Source organism: Jiangella sp. DSM 45060, from assembly GCF_900105175.1.
Lineage (GTDB): Bacteria > Actinomycetota > Actinomycetes > Jiangellales > Jiangellaceae > Jiangella.
Window position 1 is genome coordinate 1,916,946 of sequence record NZ_LT629771.1, and the last position, 25,514, is coordinate 1,942,459.

Below are 25,514 nucleotides of genomic sequence, written 5' to 3' on the forward strand. Positions count from 1 at the left end.
CGTGGGAGACGCCGGCGGGGCCGGCGGGGCTGGTTCGCTCGGTGACGCCGTCGCGGCCGGTGGGGCCGTCCCGTCCGACCAGGCCGTTCAGGCCGTCCAGCGGCAGACCGTGCGGACGCTCGTCGCCAGTCAGGTCGCCGGCGGGCTCGGCGTGTCCGCGGCCATCGCCGTCGGCGCCGTCGTCGTCACCGACGTGTTCGGCCGCGACGACCTCTCCGGCCTCGTGCAGAGCGCGCAGGTGCTCGGCGCGGCGCTGCTGGCCATGCCGGCGGCGTCGCTGGCGATGACCTACGGGCGACGCGTCGGGCTCGGCGTCACGTATGTGCTCGGCGCCGTGGGCGCGCTGATCGCGGTCGTCGCCACCGAGCTGGAGCTTTTCCCGCTGCTGCTGCTCGGCACGGCGTTGCTGGGCGGCGGGACGGCGGCCGGGCTGCAGGCCCGCTACGCCGCCACCGACCTCGCGCCGGCCGCCGGGCGGGGCCGCGCGCTCTCCGTCGTCGTCTGGTCCACGACGGTGGGCGCGGTGGCCGGGCCGAACCTCGCCGGGCCGTCCGGCGACCTCGCGTCGGCGCTGGGCATCGAGCCGCTGGCCGGGCCGTTCCTCATCGGCGCCGTGGTGCTCGGGCTGGGCGGGCTGGTGATCCTGGCGCGGCTGCGGCCCGACCCGCTGCTGACGGCGCGCCGCCGGGGCAGTGCGTCCGGCCATCCGCCCGTACGGCGCCGGGGCGTGCTTCGTGCCGGGTGGACGGCCATCGCGGCCAGCCCGCCCGCGGTGCTCGGGCTGCTCGCCATCGTCGTCGGGCACACCGTCATGGTGACGGTCATGGTCATGACGCCGGTGCACATGACGCACGGCGGCGCCTCGATCTCCGTCATCGGCTTCGTCATCAGCGTCCACGTGGCCGGCATGTACGCGCTCTCGCCGGTCATGGGCTGGCTGGCCGACAACGTCGGCCGGGTGCCGGTCATCCTGGGCGGCGTCATCGTGCTGCTCGGGTCGGTGGCGCTGGCGGGGACGGCGCACGAGGGGCACTCGCCGGGTCTGACGGCCGGGCTGTTCCTGCTCGGCCTCGGGTGGTCGGCGTGCATGGTGGCGGGCTCGACGCTGCTGACCGACGCCGTCGAGGTGGCCGAGCGGCCGGCCGTGCAGGGCGCGTCCGATCTGCTGATGGGCCTTGCGGCGGCCGGCGGGGGAGCGCTGGCCGGGGTCGTCGTCGGGTCGTACGGGTACGGCGTGCTGAACGCCGCCGCGGCCGGCCTGCTGGCCGTCCCGGTCATCGCGATGCTGATTCCGGCGTGTCGCTCGCTCTCGAACACCCGTTCGGCATAGAGTCGCTTCTGTCCACACCGGCGAGCTGTCGGCGCGGTTGTCCACAGGTCCGGGAATTCGTTCTCGATCTTGTCAGTGGCACCGCGTAACGTCTCCGGCGATGACCAAGAAAACGCAGGGCCGTGCGCCGGCCCGTCGACCCCAGGTGGTGCCCATGGCTGTTTCCGCGGACCGCGACAAGGCGCTCGAAGCCGCGCTCGCGCAGATCGAGCGCTCGTTCGGCAAGGGCTCGGTGATGCGGCTGGGCGAGGAGGCCCGGGTCCCCATCGAGGTGATCCCCACCGGCGCCATCTCCCTCGACGTCGCGCTCGGCATCGGCGGGCTGCCGCGCGGCCGGGTGATCGAGGTGTACGGCCCCGAGTCCTCCGGTAAGACCACCGTCGCGCTGCATGCGGTGGCCAACGCCCAGCGCGCCGGCGGCGTCGCGGGCTTCATCGACGCCGAGCACGCGCTCGACCCCGACTACGCGAAGGCGCTGGGGGTCGACACCGACTCCCTGCTCGTCTCCCAGCCCGACACCGGTGAGCAGGCGCTCGAGATCGCCGACACCCTCATCCGCTCCGGCGCCCTCGACATCATCGTCGTCGACTCGGTGGCGGCGCTGGTGCCCAAGGCCGAGATCGAGGGCGAGATGGGCGACAGCCACGTCGGCCTGCAGGCCCGGCTGATGAGCCAGGCGCTGCGGAAGATCGCCGGCGCGCTGAGCCAGTCCAAGACCACCGCCATCTTCATCAACCAGCTGCGCGAGAAGATCGGCGTGTTCTTCGGCTCGCCCGAGACCACCACCGGCGGCAAGGCGCTGAAGTTCTACGCCTCCGTCCGCCTCGACGTCCGCCGCATCGAGACGCTCAAGGACGGCACCGACGCGGTCGGCAACCGCACCCGCGTCAAGGTGGTCAAGAACAAGGTGGCCCCGCCGTTCAAGCAGGCCGAGTTCGACATCATCTACGGCGAGGGCATCAGCCGCGAGGGCGGCCTCATCGACCTCGGCGTCGAGCAGAGCATCGTGCGCAAGTCCGGTGCCTGGTACACGTACGAGGGCGACCAGCTGGGGCAGGGCAAGGAGAACGCCCGCAACTTCCTCAAGGACAACCCCGACCTCGCCGACGAGATCGAGAAGAAGATCAAGGAGAAGCTCGGCGTCGGCCCGAAGCTCGACGCCGCCGTCGAAGAGGCGCCGGTCGACTTCTGAGCTGGTCATGGTGAGCAGCAACGCCGGGCGGTCGCGGCGCGGCCGCCCGGAACCCCCTGAGCGGCGCGACGGCGCCGAGCACGGTCCCGAGGGTGAAGGCGGGCACGGGCCCCGCGCCTCCCGCGCGGGCGGCCGTGGAGGTCGCGGGGGTCGCGGGGGTCGCGGAGGGGACGGCGGCGGTTCCGAGGGCGGCCCCGGCGGCGGTTTCGGGGCGCCCGGTGGCGGTTTCGGGGCGCCTGGTGGCGGTTCCGGAGCCTCCGGCGGAGGTTCGAGGGCGCCCGGCGGTACGGAGCCGCGCGAGCTCGATCCCGACGCCGATCCGGAGTCGGTGGCGCGGACGGTCGCGCTGAACCGGTTGTCGGTCGCGCCGCAGACCCGGGCCCAGCTCGACGCGGCCATGGCGCGCAAGGGCGTGCCGGAAGAGGTCCGCGACGGCGTGCTCGACCGTTTCACCGACGTCGGCCTGGTCGACGACGCGGCGTACGCGCGGGCGTGGGTCGAGTCCCGCCACGCGGGTCGCGGCCTGGCCCGTCGCGCCCTCGGCTACGAGCTGCGCAAACGCGGCGTCGAGCCCGCCGTCGCCGACGACGCGGTCGAGACGCTCGATCCCGAGCAGGAGGCGGCGACCGCCCGGGCCCTTGTCGCCGCACGGCTGCCGAGCACCCGGCGGCTCGACCCGGTCGCCCGCACTCGCCGGCTCACCGGCCTGCTGGCGCGCAAGGGCTACCCGCCCGGCCTCGCCTTCCGCGTGGTCCGCGAAGCCCTCGAATCCGACGGCGTCGACGGCGTCGATCTCCCCGACGACTTCCTCGCCGACTGACGCCACCGACCCGGCCGACGAGAGTTCAGCAGCCGAAGGCTGAGCGGCACGAGGGGTGGCCGGGAAAGGGAACGGCAGAGCGGGGAACGGGCCGGCGCGCGAACGGTGTGGGAACGGCGGCGCGGCGGACGGTGGCGCGGCACTCGGCAGCGCGGGGAGCGGGCGCAGCCGATGAGGGCGAGGCGCGGCGGAGGGCGACCCGGTGCGTGACCGGACGAGGCGAACCGGCGGAGACGACCCGCGGATTCGGCATCGTCGCAGCGCACAGGGGCGAAAAGGGGGCGTGGCACGCGTTCCCGCTGCTTGACCGGCTGTACACCCTTACGTAACCTCAATTCCAAAGGTGGAGAACAACTCCGCGACCGCGGATCGGACATAGTGAACATGGCAACGCTCGACACCACAGCACCGTCGAGGCCGGCGCAGGGCAGGCCGAAGCGGCTCGTGGAGGTGTGCGTGCCGCAGCGTTGATGCGGTACGTCGGTGGTTCGAGGGCTCGCATCGTCCGCGGTGCGGGTGCGGTCGTGGTGCGGTTCCCGCCATCAGCCGGTCTGCCTGCGCAGACCGCGATATGTGAGGGAGCCCGCCGATGAACACCGGAACGGCAATTCTGCTGGTCGGACTGGTGGTCGTGGCGCTACTGGCCGTAGCGCTCTACGCCTTGTTCACCCGGCTCCGCGGCGTCGAGGGCACGCGCGCCAACTCCGCTGAGCTGTTCGCACAGATCGAAGCCGACTCCGTGCGGCTGCGGTCGGCCGCCCAGAGTGAGGCCGACGACGTCAGGGCGAAGGCCCGGCGCGAGGCCGACGAACTGAGGGCGGCCGCTGCCGACGAAGCCAACGAGCTGAAGAACCGCGCCGCCGCCGAGGCCGAGAAGGCCCGCGAGCGCGCCGACCAAGCCGGCGCCGACCTGCGCGAGCAGCGCGCCGACCTCGACCGCCGCGAGCAGCGGCTGGTCGAACGCGAAGAACGCGTCACCGCCGACACCCAGTCGCTCGAGCAGCGGCTGCAGGAGGTCGAGACCCAGGCCGCCGAACTGGCCGGCCGCACCGAGGAACTGACGGCGCTCGAGGCCGAACGCCGCGCCGTCCTGGAACGGACCGCCCAGCTGACCGCCGACCAGGCGAAGGCCGAACTCGTCGCCGCCGTCGAGGACGAGGCCAAGCGCGCCGCCGTCATGCGGGTCCGCGACATCGAGAAGGAAGCCAACGAGAACGGCCAGGCCCGGGCCCGCGAGATCATCACGCTCGCCATCCAGCGGCTCGCGTCCGAGCAGACGGCCGAGTCGGTGGTGTCGGTGCTGCACCTGCCGGGCGACGAGATGAAGGGCCGCATCATCGGCCGCGAAGGCCGCAACATCCGCGCGTTCGAGCAGGTCACCGGCGTCAACCTGATCATCGACGACACGCCGGAGGCGGTGCTGCTGTCGTGCTTCGACCCGGTCCGCCGCGAGGTCGCCCGGCTGACGCTGGAAGAGCTGGTGCTGGACGGGCGCATCCACCCGCACCGCATCGAGGAGCAGTACGAGAAGAGCAAGGCCGAGGTCGAGGCGCTGTGCGTGCGCGCCGGCGAGGACGCGCTGGTCGAGGTCGGCGTCACCGACATGCACCCCGACCTCGTCTCGCTGCTCGGCCGGCTGCGCTACCGCACGTCGTACGGGCAGAACGTGCTCAAGCACCTGATCGAGTCGGCGCACCTGGCCGGCATGATGGCCGGCGAGCTCGGTCTCGACGTGAAGCTGACGAAGCGGTGCGCGCTGCTGCACGACATCGGCAAGGCGCTCACGCACGAGGTCGACGGCAGCCATGCGCTCATCGGCGCCGAGATCGCCCGCCGCTACGGCGAGAACGACGACGTCGTGCACGCCATCGAGGCGCACCACAACGAGGTCGAGCTGCGGACGGTCGAAGCGGTGCTGACGCAGGCCGCCGACGCCATCTCCGGTGGCCGGCCGGGCGCCCGCCGCGAGTCGCTGGAGGCGTACGTCAAGCGGCTGGAGCGGCTCGAGGAGATCTCCATGAGCCACGACGGCGTCGAGAAGGTCTTCGCCATGCAGGCCGGCCGCGAGGTGCGGGTCATGGTGCTGCCCGACGTCGTCGACGACATCCAGGCGCAGGTGCTGGCCCGCGACATCGCCAAGCAGGTCGAGGAGGAGCTGACCTACCCCGGCCAGATCCGCATCACCGTCGTCCGCGAGTCCCGCTCGACGGAGTTCGCGCGGTAGGCCGAGCGGGGTAGGCCACGTGGTCGGCCAACCAGGAGATCAGACGGAGACGCCGGTGGCGGTCGAGCCGCCGATGGCCGCGTCGTCGGCCTTGGCCACGCCGCCGGCCGCCTTCGACGTGCCGCGCCGCTCGAGGTAGACGGCCAGTCGCGACAGCGTGAAGTTGACGGCGATGTAGATGGCCGCGCCCACCACGAAGAACTGGAACCAGTACCTCTGCCCGAAGAACTGGGTGTTCAGCTGCAGCCGTCGCAGCAGCTCGGCGTAGCCGATGATGAACCCGAGCGAGGTGTCCTTCAGCAGCACGACCAGCTGGCTGACCAGCGACGGCAGCATGCGGCGCACGGCCTGGGGGAGCAGGACCGTGAACAGCGTCTGCCAGCGACTCAGCCCGATGGCGTAGCTGGCCTCGGACTGCCCCTTCGGCAACGACACGATGCCGGCCCGCAGGATCTCGGCGAAGATCGCGCTGTTGTAGATGACCAGCCCGAACACGACGCCCCAGAAGATCGGCAGGCCGATCGCGATGACGCCGAAGAACATCAGCAGCACGACCGGCAGGCCGCGGAAGAACTCGATGACGGTGGTGACGGGCCAGCGCACCCACCGCGTGCCGGACATCCGCAGCACCGCGAGCAGCACGCCCGCCGCCAGCGCGATGACGGCGGCGATGCCGGCCGCCCGCAGCGTCGCGCCCAGGCCGTCGACCAGCAGCGACGTCCACACGTCGTTCGCGGTCTGGTTCAGCGGCGGGTCGGTGAAGATCTGCCAGCGCTCCGGGTCCCACTGGTCGCGGGAGTCGAGCTGCCGGTAGGCGAGGTAGCCGAGGCCGAGCACGAACAGGGCGCCGATGATCGAGTAGATCGTCGTCCGGCGCCGCGTGCGGGGCCCGGGGGCGTCGTACAGGATGGAGCTCATCGGGCGAACGCCACCTTCCGCTCGACGTAGCCGGCGAGGATTCCGGCCGGGATGGTGATGACCAGATAGCACGCCGCGACGCCCAGCAGGACGGCGATGACGTCGGTCGGGTGCGCGTTGGCCAGCTGCTTGCCGACGCCGAACAGCTCGGCGACGAAGAACCCGCCCGCGACGGAGCTGTTCTTCGTCAGCGCGATGAAGATGTTGATCAGCGGCGGGATGACGGTGCGGAACGCCTGCGGCAGCACCACCAGCCGCAGCGTCTGCGGGAACGTCAGGCCGATGGCGCGCGACGCCTCGGCCTGGCCCAGCCCGACGCTGTTGATGCCGGAGCGCACCGCCTCGCACACGAACGCCGCCGTGTACGTCGACAGCGCCACCACGGCGGGGGCGAAGAAGTCCGACGGCGTCCAGCCCAGCTGCGGCGCCACGAACACGAAGAAGATGAAGACCAGCGTGAGCGGGGTGTTCCGCACGATCTCGACGTACGCGGTGCCGAACCAGCGCAGCGTCGGCACCGGCGACACCCGGAAGGCGCCGAGGATCGTCCCCACCACCAGCGCGATGGCGGCGGACAGCAGGGTGAGCGCGAGTGTGGTGGTGAACCCCTCCCAGTAGAGCGGGAGCTCGTCGATCACGGTGTCCATCGGGCAGCCCTTCTCGGACGGTCGGACTCAGAACGGATGGACCGCCGCCAGGCGTTGGCGGCGGTCCATCCGATACGGGCCGTCAGTAGCGGTCGACCTGCGGCGGCTCCGGCGTGTCGAGGACCGCGCCCGCGGTCTCCTCCCACGCCTCGGCCCAGCGGCCGTCCTCGTAGGACGCCTCGAGGACGTCGTTGATCCAGTTGCGGAACTCGGTGTCGCCGAGCGCGAGGCCGATGCCGTACGGCTCTTCCGTGAAGGTGTCGCCGACCAGCTTGAACTCGCCCGGGTTCTGGTCGACGAAGCCGGACAGGATGACGTTGTCGGTGGTGACGGCGTCGACCTGGCCGTTGCGCAGCGGCTCGAGGCAGTCGGAGTAGGCGCCGGTCGGGAACAGCACCGCCTCGGGGTAGTTGGTGCGGATGTTCTCGGCCGGCGTGGAGCCTTCGACCGAGCAGACGTTGCGGCCGGCGAGGTCGTCGGGGCCGTTGATGTCCTCGTTCGACTCGAGCACCATGATCGTCTGGCCGGCGTTGAAGTACGGGCCGGCGAAGTCGACCAGCTGCTTGCGCTCGTCGTTGATCGTGTAGGTGGCCACGACGATGTCGACCTGGCCGTCCTGGATGAACGGCTCGCGGTTGGCGGAGACCGTCTCGACCCAGTTGATGTTGTCTTCGCTGATACCGAGCTCGCTGGCGATGATCTTGGCGATCTCGACGTCGAAGCCGACGGGCGTGCCGTCGGGGCCGACCAGGCCGAACAGCGGCTGGTCGAACTTGGTGCCGACGGTGATCTCGCCGGCCTCGGCGAGCTCGGCCATCGTGCTGCCCTCGGGGAAGTCGCCGGCCTCGGCGGTCGGCTCGGAGCCGCCGTCGCCGCCGTCGTCACCGTCGTCGTCGCCGCAGGCGGCCAGCACGAGCGTCGCGCTCAGCGCCGTCGCGGCCAGCGCGCTGAAGCGGCGCAGTCTGGGTCGGGTGGTACGCATGGTGTTTCTCCTCTGGTTACTTCGACGCTCAGTGAGTCAGGATCTTGCTGAGGAAGTCGCGGGCGCGGTCACTCTGGGCGTTCGTGAAGAACTCCTCCGGGGTGGCCTCTTCGACGATGCTGCCGGCGTCCATGAAGACGACGCGGTTGGCGGCGCGCCGGGCGAAGCCCATCTCGTGGGTGACGACGATCATCGTCATGCCGTCGTGAGCGAGGGCCGTCATGACGTCGAGCACCTCCTTGATCATCTCCGGGTCGAGCGCCGATGTGGGCTCGTCGAACAGCATGACCTTGGGCTTCATGGCCAGCGCCCGGGCGATGGCGACGCGCTGCTGCTGGCCGCCGGACAACTGGGCGGGCAACTTGCGAGCCTGGTCGGCGACGCCGACGCGGTCGAGCAGCTCCATGGCCGTCTTCTCCGCCTCGGACTTCCTGACGCCCTTGGCCTTGACGGGGCCCAGCGTGACGTTCTGCAGCACCGTCTTGTGCGCGAACAGGTTGAACGCCTGGAACACCATGCCGACGTCGGCGCGCAGCCGGGCCAGCGCCTTGCCCTCGGCCGGCAGTGGCCGGCCGTCGACGGCGATGCTGCCGGAGTCGATGGTCTCCAGGCGGTTGATGGCCCGGCAGAGCGTCGACTTGCCCGAGCCGGACGGCCCGATGACGACGACCACCTCGCCGCGGGCGACGCTGAGGTCGATGTCGCGCAACACGTGCAGCGCGCCGAAGTGCTTGTTGACGCCGCGCAACTCGACCAGCGGCCCGCCGGCCGTCTCGACGCTCATGGACTCACACCACCACCTTCACGACGATCCCGGGACAAGCGTCAACGGTATGGGGGAGAAGACCGCCTGTCATGCCCTTTGAGCTGCGGTTGAGGTCACCTCTTGATAACGAACTGGTGACTGCGCGCGTGACTGCTCGCGTCGGCGCCGAAACCTCAGCACCTGCTCAACACGGGTTCACCCCGCGACCGGGCACTGCTTGCATGCGGGTGCGGGGACAGCCCCATCGAGGAGGTTCCATGACGACGAGACGTGGCCGCGTGCGCGCGGCGCTGGCCGGGCTGGCGGCAGCGGCGACGACCGCAGGCTTGCTGGCCACCGCGGCGACGGCGACGGCGGCCGAGGAGCCGCCGCTGACCGGCTTCGAGCTGCGCGACGGCGCGAGCTGGACGACGTTCGCCGAGGAGCAGACCTATCTGGAGCAGCTCGACGCGCTGTCGGACCGGCTGGAGATCGAGCCGATCGGCACCACGCTGCAGGGCCGGCCGCTGCACCTGGCCCGCATCGGCAACCCGGCGCCGGCGCCGGTGGACGAGCTGGACGGCGAGAAGACGGTGTTCATCGTGTGCAGCCAGCACGGGAACGAGCCGGCCCCGCGGGAGATGTGCCTGCAGGAGATCCGCGACCTCGCGTTCACCGATGACCCGGAGCTGCTGGAGTTCCTGCGGACGACGACGGTGCTGGTGGTGCCGACGGCGAACCCGGACGGCCGCGAGGCGAACACTCGCGGCAACGCGAACGGCACCGACATCAACCGCGACCATCACTACCTGGAGGAGCTGGAGTCGCAGGCGATCGGCCGCGTGCTGCGCGACCTCCGGCCGACGATCGCGTGGGACGCGCACGAGATGGGTTCGCGGACGCTGGACTTCGCGATGCTGTGGCCGCGCAACCTGAACGTCGACGACCCGCTGCGGGCGCTCTCCGGCGAGCTGGCGCAGAGCATGCGCGACGTGCTGGAGGACGAGGACTACGTCGTCGACTGGTACACGTCGAACACCGAGGGCGACGAGCGGATCTTCCGTAACGTCGCGGGCCTGCGCGGCGGCGTCGGCCTGCTGACGGAGAGCAGCACGGCCAACCCGCCGCTGGAGCGGGTCCGGATGCAGGAGCTCGGCTTCTACTCGACGCTGGACTTCGCCATCCAGAACGGCGACGAGGTGCAGGCGGCGATCGACGCGGCGCGGGCGAACGAGCTGGTGAAGGGTGCGTCGGCGGCGCCGGTGTTCTGGGGCGGGCAGGACAACCGGCCGCCGGCGCCGGAGGAGATCCTGTCCCCGGCCGCCTGCGCGTACGTGCTCACCGACGAGCAGCTGGCCGCGACCGAGCTGCACCGCGACCTCTTCCGCGTCGACGACTACGACTCGGGCCGCGGCTTCGTCCCGATGGCGCAGGAGTCCCGGCCGATCGTCCCGCTGCTGTTCGACGGCGACGCGCGCTACCCGATCGTCGAGGCGCGGCGGGAGTACCCGGACCTGCGCGGCACCGTGGTCGTCGGCGACGTGGACACCGGCGTGCCCAACGCGACGCTGGCCGACGGCTGCACCGTCAACAACCGGATCCAGGAGGACGCCGAGTGGCGGAACCACGGCGAGTTCGTCCGGCACGTCACGGCGGTGGTGAACGAGCTGCGCGCCGACGGCGTGCTGTCCGGCCGCGAGGGCGGCGTCATCGTCCGGACGGCGGCGCGGTCGGACGTCGGCTAGTCATCCGCTGAGTCGCTGGACGCCGCCGAGACCGCAGCTCGGCGGCGTCCAGCCCGGTCAAGGCCACTGTCAGGTGGTGTGTGATATGGCATCATAAGCCGCAGATCGTCCCGCCGATCCCCGGAGCGTGAGCCGATGCGCGTGGTGCTGGTCGAGGACGACAACCACGTGGCCGGCGCGCTGGCCGCGGTACTCACGCGGCACGGCTACGACACCGTCCGGGCCGAGGACGCGGCGGCCGCGATGCGCGCCGTCGACAGCGGCACCGACATGGTGCTGCTCGACCTCGGGCTGCCCGACCTCGACGGGCTGGAACTGTGCCGGCGCATACGCCGGGTGTCCGACGTCCCGGTCATCATGGTGACGGCGCGCTCGCAGGTGAACGCGCGGGTCAAGGGCCTGCAGGTGGGCGCCGACGACTACCTGGTGAAGCCGTACGACGTCCGCGAGCTGATCGCGCGGATGAGCGCCGTCGAGCGACGCGGCCGGTCGCGGGCCGGCCCGGGCAGCGCGCTGGTGCGGGTGGGCGACGTCGTCATCGACCTCGCCGCGCGCCGGGTCGAGGCGGGCTCGCGTCCGGTCGCGCTCACCAAGAAGGAGTTCGACGTCGTCGCGCTGCTGGCCCGGCACCCGGGCGTCGCGCTGCCGCGCGAGCGGATCCTGCGCGAGGTCTGGCAGACCAGCTGGCGCGGGCTGGGCCGCAGCCTCGAGGTGCACGTCGCCTCGATCCGGCGCAAGCTCGGTCCCGACGACGTCATCGAGACCGTCCGCGGCGTCGGCTACCGCCTGGCCTCGCGGTAGCCGCGGGTGCGCGCCCGGCTGATCGCGGTGCTCGTCGTCCCGCTGGCCGCCCTGCTCGTCGTGCTGGGGGTCGCCTACGCCCGGAGCCTCTCCGACGCCGGTCACCAGCAGCTCTACCTCGACCGGCTGGCCGACGCGAACCTGTTCGTCGCGACGGCCCGGCAGGCGTTCGCGGCCGGCGACCCGCAGCTGGTCGACCGCGAGCTGGACCGCTACCGCGACGTCTACGGCATCGAGGCCGCCGTGCTCGACAACACCGGCGGCATCTGGGCCACCAACGGGCTGCGCGTCGACGACCTCGGGGTGCCGCGGCAGCGGGTGGTCGACGCGGCGCTGTCGGGCCGCTCGGACAGCACGCTGGACGAGATGTCGCCGTGGTCGTCGGGTGAGCTGCTGGTGGCCGAGCCGGTGTTCGACAGCGGCGACCTGCTCGGCGCCGTCGTCACGTCGTCGAGCAGCCGGCAGCTGGCCGAGCAGCACCGGCGGCAGCTGAGCGTCCTGCTGCTCGGCGGCCTCGCCGCGCTGGTGGTCAGCGTGCTGCTGGCCAGCCGGCTGGCGCACTGGGTACTGCGGCCGGTGCGCATGGTCGACGCCGCGATGACGGAGATCTGGCACGGCCACGTCGGCGCCCGCATCGCCGACGCGTCCGGCCCGCCGGAGCTGCGCCGCGTCGTGACGGCGTTCAACGGCATGTCGGAGAAGGTCGAGCAGCTCATCTACAAGCAGCAGGAGTTCGTCTCGAACGCCTCGCACGAGCTGCGCAACCCGCTGAACGCGCTGCTGCTGCGGATCGAGGACCTGCATCTCTCACTCGGCGACACCGCGGCGGCGGAGGTCGACCACGTCCGCGAGGAGGGCCGCCGGATGGCACGGATCCTGGACGCGCTGCTGATGCTGGCCCGCGACCAGGGCGCGTCGAGCGCCGTCGCGCCGGTCGAGCTGGGCGCGCTGGCCCGCGGCCGGCTGGACGCCTGGCGGCCGGTGGCCCGCGACGCCGGGGTCGCCGTCGCGCTGGACGCCCGCGCCGAGGTCTGGTGCGAGGTGGACGACATCGTGGTCGAGAGCGCGCTGGACGCCGTCGTCGACAACGCGCTGAAGTTCGCGCCGCCCGGCAGCCTCGTCGAGGTGCGGGTCGAGGCGGTGGGGGACCGCGCCCGGATCGCCGTCCGCGACCACGGGCCGGGCCTCGCGCCGGAGGAGATCGAGCACGTCACCGACCGGTTCTGGCGCAGCCCGCAGCACCAGAACGCCCGCGGCGCCGGGCTGGGGCTGGCCATCGCCACCGAGTTCCTCGACTCCTGCGGCGGCCGGCTTGAGGTCGCGGCGGCGGACGGCGGCGGGCTGGTCGTCACGCTGTGGGTCCCGATCGAGGCGGCGCCGGCATGAGGCGGCTGCTGGCCGTCGTCGCCGCCGCCGTCACGCTCGCCGGCGGGTGCCTGCACGAGACGTCGCCCGCGGCCGCCCCGGTCGTGGTGGCCGGCGGCGGCACCACCGGCGTCTACTACGCGTACGGCGACCGGCTGGCCGGCGAGCTGGGCGGACGGCTCGGCGTCGACGCCGGGGTGGTCGAGACGGCCGGGTCGGTGGAGAACCTCGGCCGGGTGGCGGCCGGCGAGGCGCTGCTCGGCTTCACCGCCGCCGACGCCGCCGCGGACGCCGTCGCGGGGCGGGCACCGTTCGAGGAGCCGCTGCCGATCCGGGCGGTGGCCCGGCTCTACGACGACCTCGTGCACGTGGTGGTGCCGGCCGGGTCCGACGTCGACGAGCTGGCCGACCTGCGCGGCCGCCGGGTGTCGCTGGGCGCCGTCGGCTCCGGCACCGAGCTCATCGCGCGGCGGCTGCTGGCCGCGGCCGGCGTCGACGAGGGCGAGCTGGTGGCCGACCCGCTCGGCATCGACGGGTCGATCGCGGCGCTGCTGGCCGGCGAGCTGGACGCGTTCTTCTGGTCCGGCGGGCTGCCGACGCCGGGCGTGGCGGAGCTGGCGCGGACGCAGCCGATCAGGCTGCTGGAGCTGACGAAGGAGGCCGCCGTCGTCAGCCGCGCCTACGACGGCGTGTACCGGCAGGCGGTGGTGCCGGCCGGCGCGTACGACCTGACGGCGCCGGTGACCACGCTGGCCGTGCCGAACATCCTGGTGACCGGCGCCGACGCCGACGACGCGCTGATCGCCGAGGTCACCGCGACGCTGTTCGAGCGGCGCGCCGCCATCGCCGCGGACGTCGGCGCCGCCGCCCAGTTGAACGGCCGCCGGGCGATCTACACCGGGCCGGTCGAGCTGCATCCGGGAGCGCTGCGGCACTACCGGGCGCTCAAGCCGTGACCGGGTTGCTCAAGACCTGCTCAAGTGGCTTCCGGCCGGCGCGGCCGGGCTGCTTGCGTGGTATCCCCCGAGGAGGTCATGACCATGAGTCTCACACGACGAACGGCGCGGGCGGTGATCGTCGCGGCGGTGGCCACCGGCCTGGCCGCGGCCGGGCTGTCCGCCCAGGCCAACGACCCGGCGCCGGACGTGGCGCCGGTGCGGCAGGACCTCGCGCTGCCCGACGAGCGGGTGGTGCGGGTGCACGTCCCCGGCAGCGAGGCGCTGTCCGCGATGGAGGACGCCGGCTACGACTTCACCGGCCAGTTCGAGCGGGTCCCCGACGGCGTCGTCGTCGACGCCCTGCTCACGGACGAGCAGCTGGCCGGGCTGGACGCGTTCGGCGCGACGTTGTCGGTGCCCGCCCCTAGGGTGGGCCCCGCCCGGGCCGGGAGGGGGCTGCCTACCACCGCTGCGGATGCGGCTCCGGCGTCGGCCGCTGCCGACGCCGTCGTCGTCGGGCGGGTCGACTGGTTCACCACGAAGGGCCAGGGCTTCCTGTCCGTCGAGGCGAAGTCCGACGCGCTCGACGCCGCCACCCTGACGCTGAGCTGGGACGGCGGCTCGGTGGATGTCCCGGCGTACAACGACTCCGGCGAGTACCTCTACCACCGCGTCCTCACCCGGGTCGACGGCCCGCGGCCGGACGAGATCACCGTCACCAGCTCGCTCGGCGGCAGCGCGACGGCGCCGGTGACCGACTGGCTGCACGGCGCCGAGGCCGACGTCGACCGGCCCGGCTACGAGTACGGCTTCATCGACGGATACCTGAACCCGACCGAGGTGTACGAGCGGATCGACCAGCTGCACGCCGAGCACCCGGACGTCACCGAGATCGTCGAGCTGCCGAATCAGACCAACGGCTACCAGCGGCGCGCGCAGGCGGTGTTCGGCACCGCGAACGACAACCGGGTCGGCGTCGACTCGCTGGCGTGGGGGCACGAAGGCGGCAACGAGGTCTCCGTCGAGCTGGCCGACCCCGGCGTCGCGAACAGCGCGCTGGACGTCAGCGTCGACGGCGACGCCGTCACCGTCCACCTCGGCACCGACGCCGCCGGCGCGGTCAGCAGCACCGCGGCGCAGGTCGTGGCCGCGCTGAACGCCGACGCGGGCAGCCTGATCCGGGCCTACACGTACCGCGGCAACGCCGGCGCGGGCGTCGTCGCTCCTGCCCCGCCGACGCTGCTCAGCGACTTCCTGTCGGCGCCCGACTCGGTCGAGCGCGGGCCGTTCCCGACGCGGGCGCTGCGCATCGGCGAGCACCGCGACGGGTCCCGGCCGGGCGTGCTGATCATCGCCCAGGACCACGCCCGTGAATGGGTGACGCCGCTGGTCGCGCTGGAAGCGGCCGAGCGGCTGCTGGCCAACCGCGACAACGACCCGGCGACGCGGCGGATCCTGCGCAACGTCGACATCCTCATCGTCCCGTCGAACAACCCCGACGGCGCTCACTACAGCTTCTTCGACCGGGCCGGCCAGCGGCGGAACATGACCAACCACTGCCCGCTGACGGGGTCGGCGGACGCGTTGGCCCGCGGCAACTGGGGCGTCGATCTCAACCGCAACTACCGGGTCGGGTCGGCGGTCGACGGCTACGCGGGCGCCTCGTTCTCGTGCACCAGCGACACCTTCATGGGCCCGGACAAGCTGTCCGAGCCGGAGACGCAGAACGTCGTCTGGCTGGCCGACACCTTCGACAACCTCAAGTTCTTCATGACGGTGCACAGTTACGGCGGGCAGCTGTTCTGGCAGCCGGGCGCGTACATGGCCGACGGACGGGTCACGACGCCGCGGCCGCCGCTGCGCGACGAGACGTACTACTGGGAGATGGCCGAGGAGATCCTGTCCAACGTCAAGGGCCTGCGCGACACCGTCGTCCAGCCCGGCAACGTCGGCGGCTCGTCCGACGTCCTGTACTCGTCGGCCGGCAACGTCCGCGAGGACCTCTACTTCAACTACGGGATCTACGCGTTCGGCTGGGAGGTCGGCGGCGTCCAGTGGAACCCGGAGACCGGGGACTGGGACTCCGGCGGCGGCTTCCAGCCCCCGTGGCCCGAGGCGCACCAGCAGTACCAGGAGTACGCCAGCGGCGTGATCGAGATGTTCGAGATCGCCGCCGACTACGCCGCGGACAACCGGCCCGCGACGACCCGCCTGGTGCAGGAGCGCCAGCCCGACGGCACGGTGCACGTGACGTTCCAGCCCAGCGAGCCGGCGTCGGTGCACTACACGACCGACGGCAGCACGCCCACGACGGACTCGCCGATCTACGAGGCCGCCGCCATGCGCGAGCCCGGCGAGGTCATCGAGGTGTCCGCGACGACGACGTTCCGCTGGATCTCCGTCGACGTCAAGGGCCAGATCGAGAACCACAAGAGGTTCACGGTGCGCGTGAGATAGGCACCCAGGGCGACCACAAGGGTGTGGGTGTGCGGGACGCCGGCAGGGGTAGGCTGCGGGCGTCCGAGCGAGGAACGAGCGAGGCGGGCGGGGCCGGCGTTCCGCACACCCACACCTCCCCGCCTATCCTGGGTGACGACATGAACGCGCGCACGTACGAGGTACGCACCTACGGGTGCCAGATGAACGTCCACGACTCCGAGCGGCTGGCCGGGCTGCTGGAGGACGCGGGCTATGTCCGCGCGGGCGACGGTGCGGCGGCCGATGTCGTCGTGCTGAACACGTGCGCGGTCCGCGAGAACGCCGACAACAAGCTGTACGGCAACCTCGGCCACCTGGCGTCGGTCAAGTCCGCCCGCGACGGCATGCAGATCGCCGTCGGCGGGTGCCTGGCGCAGAAGGACCGCTCCGAGATCACCCGCCGTGCGCCGTGGGTCGACGTCGTGTTCGGCACCCACAACGTCGGCTCCCTCCCGGCCCTCCTCGACCGCGCGAGGGTCGAGCAGGAGGCGCAGGTCGAGATCGTCGAGGCGCTCGAGACGTTCCCGTCCGACCTCCCGTCGCGGCGCGAGAGTCCGTACGCGGCGTGGGTCGCCATCAGCGTGGGCTGCAACAACACCTGTACGTTCTGCATCGTCCCGGCGTTGCGCGGGCGCGAGCGCGACCGCCGGCCGGGCGACGTCCTGGCCGAGGTACAGGCGCTGGTCGCCGAGGGCGTCATCGAGGTCACGCTGCTCGGCCAGAACGTCAACGCGTACGGCGTCGAGTTCGGCGACCGGTACGCGTTCGGCAAGCTGCTGCGCACCGTCGGCGCCGTCGACGGGCTCGAGCGGGTCCGGTTCACCAGCCCGCACCCGCGCGACTTCACCGACGACGTCATCGCGGCGATGGCCGAGACGCCCACGGTGATGCCGCAGCTGCACATGCCGCTGCAGTCCGGGTCCGACCGCGTGCTGCGGGCCATGCGCCGTTCGTACCGGCAGGAGCGCTACCTCGGCATCGTCGAGAAGGTGCGCCGGGCCATGCCGCACGCGGCCATCACCACCGACATCATCGTCGGTTTCCCGGGCGAGACCGACGCCGACTTCGAGGACACCCTGCACGTGGTCCGCGAGGCCCGGTTCGCGTCGGCGTTCACGTTCCAGTACTCCAAGCGCCCCGGCACGCCGGCCGCCACCATGGACGACCAGGTACCGCCCGAGGTGGTGCGCGAGCGCTACCAGCGGCTGGCCGAGCTGGTGGAAGAAGTCGCCTGGGCCGAGTCCCTTGCGTTTGTCAGCCGCGACGTCGAGGTGCTGGTCGCCGAGGGCGAGGGCCGCAAGGACGGCGCCACGCACCGGCTGTCCGGCCGGGCCCGCGACAACCGCCTGGTGCACTTCTCCATCCCCGACGGCGCCGCCTCGCCGCGACCGGGCGACATGGTGACGGTGCAGGTCAGCTACGCCGCGCCGCACCACCTCGTCGCCGACGGGCCCACGTACGAGCTGCGCCGCACCCGCGCCGGCGACGCCTACGAGCGGGCCACGACGGCGCCGGCGGCGGCCGCGCCCGGCGTGCTGCTCGGCATGCCGACGGTGGGCGCCCCGGCCCCGCTGCCCGTCGCCGACACCGCGCCCGCCTGCGGCCACGCCTGAGTACCCGGCGCCCCTGCTCGCCGCCCCGACGCGCCACCGCCCCTTGGCACGTCGCCGTGCACCCTTGGCACGCTGGCGTGCACCTATCGCGCCGGAAATGCGCGGTTTGTGGAGCGCGCTGGCGTGCCAAGGACGAGCCACGCCCAGGACGAGCCACGCCCAGGGCAGGGGCGGCGACCGGCGACGGGACGCTGCGGATCGTCCCGCCGCCGGCCGAGCCCTGACTACGCGCCGTCGACCAGCAGCGCCAGGATCCGCCAGTAGTTGCCGGTCGGGCTGGACAGCCTCAGGTCCACCGTCCGCCCCTCGGCGCCGCCGTCCAGCGTGAACTGCTCCCAGGCGTACGAACCCGTCGGCAGCGTCGCCCGCGCGGGCACCACCACCGCCCCGTCCGCCTCGACGACGAACCCGCTGGTGGAGAAGTCCGGGTCACCGGTCAGCAGCGACACCGTGTGCGGCCCCGGCGGCAGCGCCACCCGCAGGACGCCCGGACCCCGGTTGTCCAGCACGAAGTCGCGCCGCAGCGGATCCGGGTGGCCGCGGTCGCGCTGCAGCGGTGCACCCGTCACCCAGCCGTATCCGCGGGCGGCGTCCCACGCGTGCGACGGCGCCAGCCGGGCGTACGACTCCAGCACCGGGCTGGTGTCGGAGCCGCCGTCGAGGGCCAGCGCGAGGTCGTCGCCGTGCGGGACGGCGTACGTGCGGGCCGTGGGCGCGCCGCCGACCACCGTGCCGGGCGCCGTCACCGTCGCCGTGAGCACCGCCTCGGCGAGCGGGCCCGCGACGACGCCGCCGGCCGGCGCGGTGACCGGCACCTCCAGCGTCGCCGTGGCGCCGGGTTCGACCGCCGCCGTCACCGACCCGGCCGTCCAGCCGGCCGGCACACTGACGGTGGCGGTGACGGAGGCCGCGGCGGCCGAGCGGTGGTTGGTCACCGTCACCGCGGCCACCGACGACCGGCCGCTGAACAGCGGCGCCGCCACCGTCACACCGTCCGCCGACACCGCCGGCCGCACGGTCACGGACGCCGACAGCGGCAGCGTGACCCGCTCTCGGCCGACGTGCGCGTACCCCGCCGACCCGGACAGCGTCACCTCGCCGGGCGTCGCGTCCGCCGGCACCGTGACGTCCCAGGAGCCGGTCAGCGTCGCGCCGGCCGCCAGCGACGACGCCGACGTCGGCCCGGTGGCCGCGGCCTGCCAGCCGTCCGGCACCGCCAGCTCGACCGCCGCCGCCCGGACGGCAGAAGCTCCGTCGTTGGTCAGCGTCGCGGTCACCCGGAGCGTCTCGCCGGCCGTGACCTCACCGCCGGTCAACGCCGCGCTGAGGCCGTCGACGGTGCCGATGACGCCCTCCAGCGCGGCCGCCGCGGTCTCCAGCGGGGCCAGCAGCGCCGCGGCGACGGCGTCGGGCAGCGCCTGCTCCGGCACCCACTGCCGGGTCTGGTCGACGAAGATCAGCGCGCGGTCCAGAGCGCGGGCGAAGTCGGGGTCGTCGGTCGCGGTGTCCATGGCCGCGGCCAGCTCGCCGTCGATCCGCCCGGCCGCGCTCTCCAGGTACGCGGCCTGCTCCGGCGTCAGCGCCGCCGCGTGCTCGGCCGCCGCGGCCGACAGCGACCGCACCGCCGCCCGCGCCGCGCGCACCCCGTCGAGCAGGGTGTGCCCGAACTCGAAGGCGTCGACGTTGACCAGGTAGTCGTCGCCCGGCTCGTTGGTGAAGACGAGGAACAGCTCGTGGCTCCTGCCCGGGTCCTCCACCGGGATGGACACCGACTCGAAGGCGTACGAGTCGCCGGTCGGCTCCAGCCGCGCGCTGCCGATCGCCGGCCCGTCGACGGCGTCCAGGCGCACCGTCACCGTGCCGCCGGTACCCGAGGATGCGTACCGGAGTGCCAGCCGGTTCACGCCGCGCAGGTTCACCGGCTCGTAGGAGAGGAAGTCGCCGTGGCCGATCTGGCCGACCATGCGGTTCCCGGTGCCCTCCTGCGTGTCGTACAGGACGACGTCGCCGGCCGACGTCCAGTGCTCGGCCTGCTTGTGCCGCGGCTGCAGGATCGCCGAGTCGCCGCCGGTCAGCGGGGAGACGCCGGCGCCGCCGCGGTCGGTGTACGTGGAGTCGACGATGTAGAAGATGTTGTCGACCTCGGAGTGCCCGTCGTCGACGATCGCCTGGATCTCGCCGCTGCAGCCGGTGTACTGCTCCAGCGGGTGTCCGTGCTGGTCGTGGCCGAGCGCGGGCTGCGTGACGATGTCGTCGCAGGCCACACCGCCGCCGCTGACGCCGTCCTCGGCGTCGTCGACCCGCACCTCGAACGGCACCGGCTCGCCGAAGTCGAAGACCTGCCCGTCCAGCGGCTCGACCAACTCGACGTCCGGGCGGGTGTTGCCGACGCTGATCGGGACGTTCGCCACCCCGGTGCGGCCGGTCGGGTCGGTGACGACCAGCTGTGCGGTGTAGTCGCCGTTCGTCGTGTACGTGTGCGACGGGTTCGCCTCGGTCGAGTCGACGGCGCCGTCGGAGTCGAAGTCCCACGCGTACGTGATCTCGTGCTCGTCCGGGTCGCCGGAGCCCTCGCTGCTGAACTGGACGGCCAGCGGCGGCTGCCCGGAGGTGGGGTCGGCCGACGCCCGCGCGACCGGTGACCGCTCGCCCGGCTCGGCATAGTTGATCTTGTAGATGCCGGAGTCGGTGTTCGGGTCGCCGCGGCCGGAGCCGCCGTAGTTCGAGCCCCACTCGATGACGTACAGCGAGCCGTCCGGGCCGAACTGCAGGTCGATCGGGCGCAGGAACTCGACGCCGGGCAGGAACCGGTTCATGATCGCCGGCTGCCCGTCCTCGTCCAGCTGCACCTCGAAGATCGCGTTGCGGGTCCACTCGGCGATGAAGACGGTGTCGTCGTAGTACTCCGGGAACTTCGCCTCCGACGGGTTGCCCTCGTCGTAGTGGTACGTCGGGCCGCCGATCGCCAGCCGCCCGCCGGTGCCCAGCTCCGGGTACTCCGGCGTGAGGTCGTACTGGTACGGCAGCCAGGCCGGCTGGGCCGGCGGCAGCTGCGTCAGCCCGGTGTTGTTCGGCGAGTCGTTGACCGGGCCGCCGGCGCAGTCGTACAGCGGGCCCGACTCGCCGGTGGCGAAGTCGTGGTCGTTGTACGCCTGGTTGGCGCCGACGCAGTGCGGCCAGCCGAAGTTGCCGGCCGTGCGGGCCTGGTTCCACTCGTCGTAGCCGCGGGTGCCGCGTGTCGGGCTGTCGACGCGGGCGTCCGGTCCGACGTCGCCCCAGTACAGCCAGCCGGTCTCGTGGTCGACGTGGATGCGGTACGGGTTGCGCAGCCCCATCACGTAGATCTCCGGCCGGGTGTTCGCGGTCCCGGGCGGGAACAGGTTGCCGTCCGGGATCGTGTACGTGCCGTCGTCCTCGGGGTGCACGCGCAGCACCTTGCCGCGCAGGTCGTTGGTGTTGGCCGACGAGCGCTGCGCGTCGTTGTACTCGAACCCGGGCCGCTCGTCGGTGGCGCCGTAGCCGCCGCAGCAGGGCGAGGAGTTGTCGCCGGTCGCGACGTACAGGTTGCCGTCGGTGTCGAAGTCCATGCCGCCGCCCTCGTGCGCGTTGACCTCGCGCTGCGACGGCAGCTCGAAGATCGTCACCCGCGACCCGGGGTCGACGGTGCCGGTGGCCTCGTCATAGGTGAACCGCGCGACGACGGTGTTCGGTTCGTCCGCGGGGGAGTAGTACAGGTAGAGCCAGTGGTTCGTGGCGAAGTCCGGGTCCAGCACGATGCCGTGCATGCCGTGCGTGTGCTCGACCAGCACGTCGAACCGCGCCGCCAGCTCCGTCCGCGCCGACGCCGGGTCGTACACCTTGACGTCGCCGCCGCGCTGCACGTAGAAGACCCGGCCGGTGTCGTCGATGTCCATCGCCAGCGGGTCGTCGGTGTTGCCGTCGAGCTGGATCTTCTCGAAGTTGTGCTCCGACGTCGCGCCGCAGTCGCCGTCCACCACCCCGGCCGCCCACTGGATGCCGCCGAGCAGGTGCTGCAGGAACAGCGGCTCGTCGGTGAACGCCGACGGCGCGTGGCCCATCCCGGTGTACCAGGACCGGCCGCCCTCGAAGTTCTGGCACCAGCTGATCGGGTGGTCCGCGCCCATCCGGTGCCCGCTGTAGGACGTCGAGTCGTAGCTGGCCAGCACGTGGACGTCGCCGCGCGGGTTGGTGACGAAGTCGTACGGCTCCTCGGTGCGGATCCACTCCTGCGGCAGCCCGGCGGTCGACGGGTGCACCTCGTCGTCCACCTCGACCTCCAGCTCCTGGACCGCCGGGTGGCTGAGGAAGAACGCGCCGACCAGCTCGCCGTACCAGTCCCAGTCGCGCTCGGTGCCCGACGCGGAGTGGATGCCGACGTAGCCGCCGCCGCCCTGGATGTAGCGCTCGAACGCGGCCCGCTGCTCCGCGTTCAGCAGGTCGCCGGCCTGCGGCGTGGAGTTGGTGTTGTTGAAGATCACGACCTCGTACTGCGCCAGCGTCTCGTCGGTGAAGTTCGCCGGGTCGTCGGAGATGGTGACGTTGAACCCGTTCTCCGCGCCGAGCTGCTCGATAGCGGCCTGACCAGCGGGGATGGAGTCGTGGTAGAAGTTCGTGACGCGCGAGAAGACCAGCGCGTCGAAGCTTTCCGCCGTCGGCTCGACGGCCGCGGTCGCGAGACCGCCGCCGGTGAGCGCCGTGGCCGCCAGCGCGGCGGCCAGTCCTAGTCTCAGCATCAGCCGCCTCCCGTCAGAAGCGCAGGTCGCGCAGGTGGCGGAAGCTGTTGCGGGCCGTGCTCAGCTCGTCGGCCGGGTTGTCGTGCTCGACGAGGAACTGGCGGACGCCGCCGCGGTGGGCCTGCTCGAACATCGCCGCGAAGTCCAGCGTCCCGGATCCGACGTCGGCGAACCCGCCGTCCGGCGCCATGTCCTTGACGTGCAGCGCGGGGAACCGGGCCGGATGGTTCACGAAGTAGTCGCCGGCGTCGTAGCCGCCGCGGGCGGCCCAGTACACGTCCAGCTCGAAGCCGACGAGGTCCGGGTCGGTCTCCTCCAGCAGCACGTCGTAGAGCACGCGGCCGCCGTCGGTGCGGAACTCGGCATCGTGGTTGTGGTGCAGGACCTTCAGGCCGTAGGTCGCGGCGACGGCGCCGGCCCGGTTGAACTCCGCGGCGGCCCGGCGGATGCCGTCGAGCGTGTACAGCGAGCCGGGCAGGCTGGAGGTCACCACCCAGTGGCCGCCGAGCGTCAGGACGTCCTCGCAGGCGCCCGCCAGGTTGTCCGTCAGGCGGTTGTAGCCGACGTGCTCCAGCACCGCCGCCAGCCCGGCGTCGTCGAGCATCGCGCGGATCGCGGCGGCGCTGTGCCCGTGCCGGCCGCTGACGCCGACCGTCGCGTAGCCGATGTCGGCGAGCGACTGGACGGTGCCGGCGAAGTCGGCGGCGAGCGAGCGGCGCATCGTGTACAGGTGCATGCCGATCGCGGGGCGGGGGATGAGCCGGTTGCCGGTGGCGCCCGCGGCGGGGAGGACGCCGGCGGTCGCCGCTCCTGCGGCGAGGGCGGTCGCGGCGGTGGCGCGCAGGAAGGCACGGCGGTCGAGCAGGCGTCGGGACATGGGGCGACTCCACCTTTCGTTGTTCGACGATGAACTTCTCGCGGTGGTAAGCGCTTTCCGATTGTTGCCGGTACGGTAACGGCGCGGCATGCGCGGAGTCAACGCCTCGACCGGAACCGGTGATATCCGTGCGTTCCGGCCGTGCAGGCGACGGCCGCGGCGAGGCCGGCGAGCGGGGCACCGGGCACCCCGGCGATCGTCAGCGCGACGCCGAGCGCGGCGGCGGGCAGCCACATCGCGGCGCTGACGGGGCGCGGCGGGCGCCGCTGCCGCCGTCGGACCCGGGCCTCCCAGCCGAGCGGGACGACCAGAGGCGGCAGCACCGCGGCGAGCACCGTCAGCCAGGGGAGCAGGGCGTTCTCGAACCCGGTCGTCGCCACGGCCAGCCCGGCCACCCCGATGACCGCGGCGGCCGGCACCTCTCGCAACCCGGTCACCGAGCGCAGCGCCAGCCCGCCCGAGTGGAACGACGTCAGGCACGGCGCGGCGACCGCCACCACCACGAGCGCCGTCCCCAGGTCCGACGTGCGCAGGTGCGCCACGAGGTCGGCGGAGTCGCTGCGCAGCGCGATCATCGTCCCGGCCGTCGCCGCGACCAGCGTCGGCAGCACCAGGATCGCCGTACACGCCCACAGGTCGCCGCGCCCGCGCAGCCCGGCGGTGAAGTCCGGCGCCCGCAGCCCGAACACCGCGACGTACCCGACGAACACCGCCACGTCGGTGAGCAGCGACGACGACGTCCCGAACCCGGCGTCCAGCGGGCCTTCACCAGCGGGGGAGCCGTGCGTGGCGATGACGACGATCAGCGCGAGCGCCGCCGCCGTCGTCACCAGCGCCAGCGCGTTCCAGCGGTGCTGGCCGGCCGCCGCGATCGCCAGCAGCGGCAGCCCCAGCACCACCACGCCGGCCCACTTCGGGACGTCCAGCAGCGACCCCAGCGCCGCGCCGCCCAGGCCCGCGTTGAAGCCCAGCCAGCCGGCCATCGCCAGCGCCATCAGCGTGCCGACCACCGTCCGGTCGCCGCGCGGCAGGTACGCCTCGAGCAGCTCCGCCAGCGGCCGGCCTTCACCGTACGGCGGCCGCAGCCCGAGCCGTCCGGGCACGAGCAGCAGCACCGTCATCGCGACCCCGCCGAGGAGCAGGGCGCCGACCGGCACCGGGCCGTGGTGCCGGTCGGCGAGTCCTGCTCCGAGCACCAGCGCCGCCGGGCCGGTGCCGATCGCGAGCCACGCGCCGGCGGTGTTCCACCAGCGGCGCTCGGGCGTCATCCGTGGTGGCCGCTGGCCCCCAGCAGCACCCGGATCTCGCGCGCCAGCTGCTCGAACGTCGGGCTGGACATGGTGGCGCCGTAGTCGCGGACCGCCGGCAGGCCGACGTCGTAGACCCGCTCGATGCGCCCCGGCCGCGGAGTCATCACGACCACCCGCTGGCCGAGGTAGACGGCCTCCGCGATGGAGTGCGTCACCAGCACGACCGTCGTGCCGGTCTCACGCCAGATGCGGTGCAGCTCGACGTTCATGTGCTCGCGGGTGAGCGCGTCCAGGGCGCCGAACGGCTCGTCCATGAGCAGCACCGGCGGCTCGTGCAGCAGCGCCCGGCACAGCGCCACGCGCTGCTGCATGCCGCCGGACAGCTCGTGCGGCAGCGCGCTCTCGAAGCCGGTCAGGCCGGTCAGCTCGATCAGCTGGTCGGCCCGGGCGGCGGCCGCGCGCTTGTCCATGTTGCGCATCTCCGCCTGCAGCAGGATGTTCGCCCGGACGCCGCGCCACTCCAGCAGCGCGGCCCGCTGGAAGGCGAACCCGATCTCCCGCTGCGGCCCGTTGACCTCGGTGCCGAGCAGCTTCACCTGCCCCGCGCTCGGCGGCACCAGCCCGGCGACGATCTTCAGCAGCGTCGACTTCCCGCAGCCCGACGGCCCGACGATGCTGACGAACTCGCCCGCCCCGACCGACAGCGAGACGTCGGTGAGCGCCGTCGTCCGCTTCCGCTTGCTGGTGAACGTGCAGGTGAGGTCCTTGATGTCGATGGTCGTGGCGGGCCGCTGCCCGGCGGCGCCGGAAGGCTCGGTCGTCATGGTCTCCGTCA

18 protein-coding genes are annotated in these 25,514 nt (G+C 72.7%); 10 read left to right on the forward strand and 8 right to left on the reverse strand.

Annotated elements, in window-relative coordinates; genetic code table 11:
* The first annotated feature begins 109 nt into the window (after window positions 1-109).
* From BLU82_RS08660 to rny, 4 genes are all read left to right on the forward strand, one after another.
* Complete coding sequence (locus BLU82_RS08660) at window positions 110-1,330, forward strand: MFS transporter (RefSeq protein ID WP_370246311.1); 1,221 nt, start codon at window positions 110-112, stop codon at window positions 1,328-1,330.
* Between the two features lie 154 nt (window positions 1,331-1,484).
* Entirely contained in the window at window positions 1,485-2,522 is a 1,038-nt protein-coding gene (gene recA, locus BLU82_RS08665) for a recombinase RecA (RefSeq protein WP_069114033.1), read from the forward strand.
* A 328-nt stretch (window positions 2,523-2,850) separates the two neighbouring features.
* A complete protein-coding gene (locus BLU82_RS08670; protein WP_197682821.1) occupies window positions 2,851-3,342 on the forward strand; it encodes a regulatory protein RecX in 492 nt (163 codons plus the stop codon).
* A 589-nt stretch (window positions 3,343-3,931) separates the two neighbouring features.
* Window positions 3,932-5,566, forward strand: a complete 1,635-nt coding sequence (rny, locus tag BLU82_RS08675; RefSeq protein WP_092618538.1) for a ribonuclease Y — start codon at window positions 3,932-3,934, stop codon at window positions 5,564-5,566.
* A 39-nt stretch (window positions 5,567-5,605) separates the two neighbouring features.
* Here the strand turns inward: rny and BLU82_RS08680 are convergent, their stop codons facing one another.
* From BLU82_RS08680 to BLU82_RS08695, 4 genes are all read right to left on the reverse strand, one after another.
* Window positions 5,606-6,484 carry an amino acid ABC transporter permease gene (locus tag BLU82_RS08680; protein ID WP_092618542.1) on the reverse strand — a complete coding sequence of 293 codons (879 nt, stop codon included), beginning with the start codon at window positions 6,482-6,484 and terminating at the stop codon, window positions 5,606-5,608.
* Window positions 6,481-7,131, reverse strand: coding sequence for an amino acid ABC transporter permease (locus tag BLU82_RS08685; RefSeq protein ID WP_092618545.1), 651 nt, complete (start codon window positions 7,129-7,131; stop codon window positions 6,481-6,483). Before BLU82_RS08685 ends, BLU82_RS08680 begins: the two co-directional genes overlap by 4 nt.
* Before the next feature lie 82 nt (window positions 7,132-7,213).
* On the reverse strand, window positions 7,214-8,113 hold the full coding sequence (locus tag BLU82_RS08690) for a glutamate ABC transporter substrate-binding protein (protein WP_092618548.1): 900 nt from the start codon (window positions 8,111-8,113) through the stop codon (window positions 7,214-7,216).
* Between the two features lie 28 nt (window positions 8,114-8,141).
* Window positions 8,142-8,897: an amino acid ABC transporter ATP-binding protein gene (locus BLU82_RS08695; protein WP_092618551.1), complete on the reverse strand. Its 756-nt coding sequence runs from the start codon at window positions 8,895-8,897 to the stop codon at window positions 8,142-8,144.
* A gap of 239 nt (window positions 8,898-9,136) precedes the next feature.
* On the opposite strand from BLU82_RS08695, the gene BLU82_RS08700 reads away from it, so the two are divergent.
* The 6 genes from BLU82_RS08700 (at window position 9,137) to miaB (ending at window position 17,798) form a co-directional block, all read left to right on the forward strand.
* Complete coding sequence (locus tag BLU82_RS08700; protein ID WP_157740726.1) at window positions 9,137-10,603, forward strand: M14 family metallocarboxypeptidase; 1,467 nt, start codon at window positions 9,137-9,139, stop codon at window positions 10,601-10,603.
* Window positions 10,604-10,738: 135 nt separating this feature from the next.
* Complete coding sequence (locus tag BLU82_RS08705) at window positions 10,739-11,404, forward strand: response regulator transcription factor (protein ID WP_092618557.1); 666 nt, start codon at window positions 10,739-10,741, stop codon at window positions 11,402-11,404.
* Between the two features lie 6 nt (window positions 11,405-11,410).
* Window positions 11,411-12,790 carry an ATP-binding protein gene (locus BLU82_RS08710; RefSeq protein ID WP_092618560.1) on the forward strand — a complete coding sequence of 460 codons (1,380 nt, stop codon included), beginning with the start codon at window positions 11,411-11,413 and terminating at the stop codon, window positions 12,788-12,790.
* Window positions 12,787-13,725 (forward strand): TAXI family TRAP transporter solute-binding subunit, encoded by a 939-nt coding sequence (locus tag BLU82_RS08715; RefSeq protein WP_092625615.1) that lies wholly within the window; start codon window positions 12,787-12,789, stop codon window positions 13,723-13,725. The genes BLU82_RS08710 and BLU82_RS08715 overlap by 4 nt, the downstream gene beginning before the upstream one ends.
* Window positions 13,726-13,809: 84 nt before the next feature.
* Window positions 13,810-16,164 carry a M14 family metallopeptidase gene (locus BLU82_RS08720; RefSeq protein ID WP_157740728.1) on the forward strand — a complete coding sequence of 785 codons (2,355 nt, stop codon included), beginning with the start codon at window positions 13,810-13,812 and terminating at the stop codon, window positions 16,162-16,164.
* A gap of 140 nt (window positions 16,165-16,304) precedes the next feature.
* Entirely contained in the window at window positions 16,305-17,798 is a 1,494-nt protein-coding gene (gene miaB, locus BLU82_RS08725) for a tRNA (N6-isopentenyl adenosine(37)-C2)-methylthiotransferase MiaB (RefSeq protein ID WP_092618566.1), read from the forward strand.
* A gap of 224 nt (window positions 17,799-18,022) precedes the next feature.
* Here miaB and BLU82_RS08730 read toward each other — a convergent pair whose 3' ends face one another.
* The 4 genes from BLU82_RS08730 to BLU82_RS08745 all read right to left on the reverse strand — a co-directional run bounded on the left by BLU82_RS08730 (window position 18,023) and on the right by BLU82_RS08745 (window position 25,503).
* Entirely contained in the window at window positions 18,023-22,552 is a 4,530-nt protein-coding gene (locus BLU82_RS08730; RefSeq protein WP_092618569.1) for a ThuA domain-containing protein, read from the reverse strand.
* 13 nt (window positions 22,553-22,565) lie between these two features.
* A complete protein-coding gene (locus BLU82_RS08735) occupies window positions 22,566-23,429 on the reverse strand; it encodes a sugar phosphate isomerase/epimerase (RefSeq protein ID WP_092618572.1) in 864 nt (287 codons plus the stop codon).
* Between the two features lie 98 nt (window positions 23,430-23,527).
* A complete protein-coding gene (locus tag BLU82_RS08740; RefSeq protein ID WP_092618575.1) occupies window positions 23,528-24,697 on the reverse strand; it encodes a hypothetical protein in 1,170 nt (389 codons plus the stop codon).
* Complete coding sequence (locus BLU82_RS08745) at window positions 24,694-25,503, reverse strand: ABC transporter ATP-binding protein (RefSeq protein ID WP_092625617.1); 810 nt, start codon at window positions 25,501-25,503, stop codon at window positions 24,694-24,696. The genes BLU82_RS08740 and BLU82_RS08745 overlap by 4 nt, the downstream gene beginning before the upstream one ends.
* Window positions 25,504-25,514 lie beyond the last annotated feature (11 nt).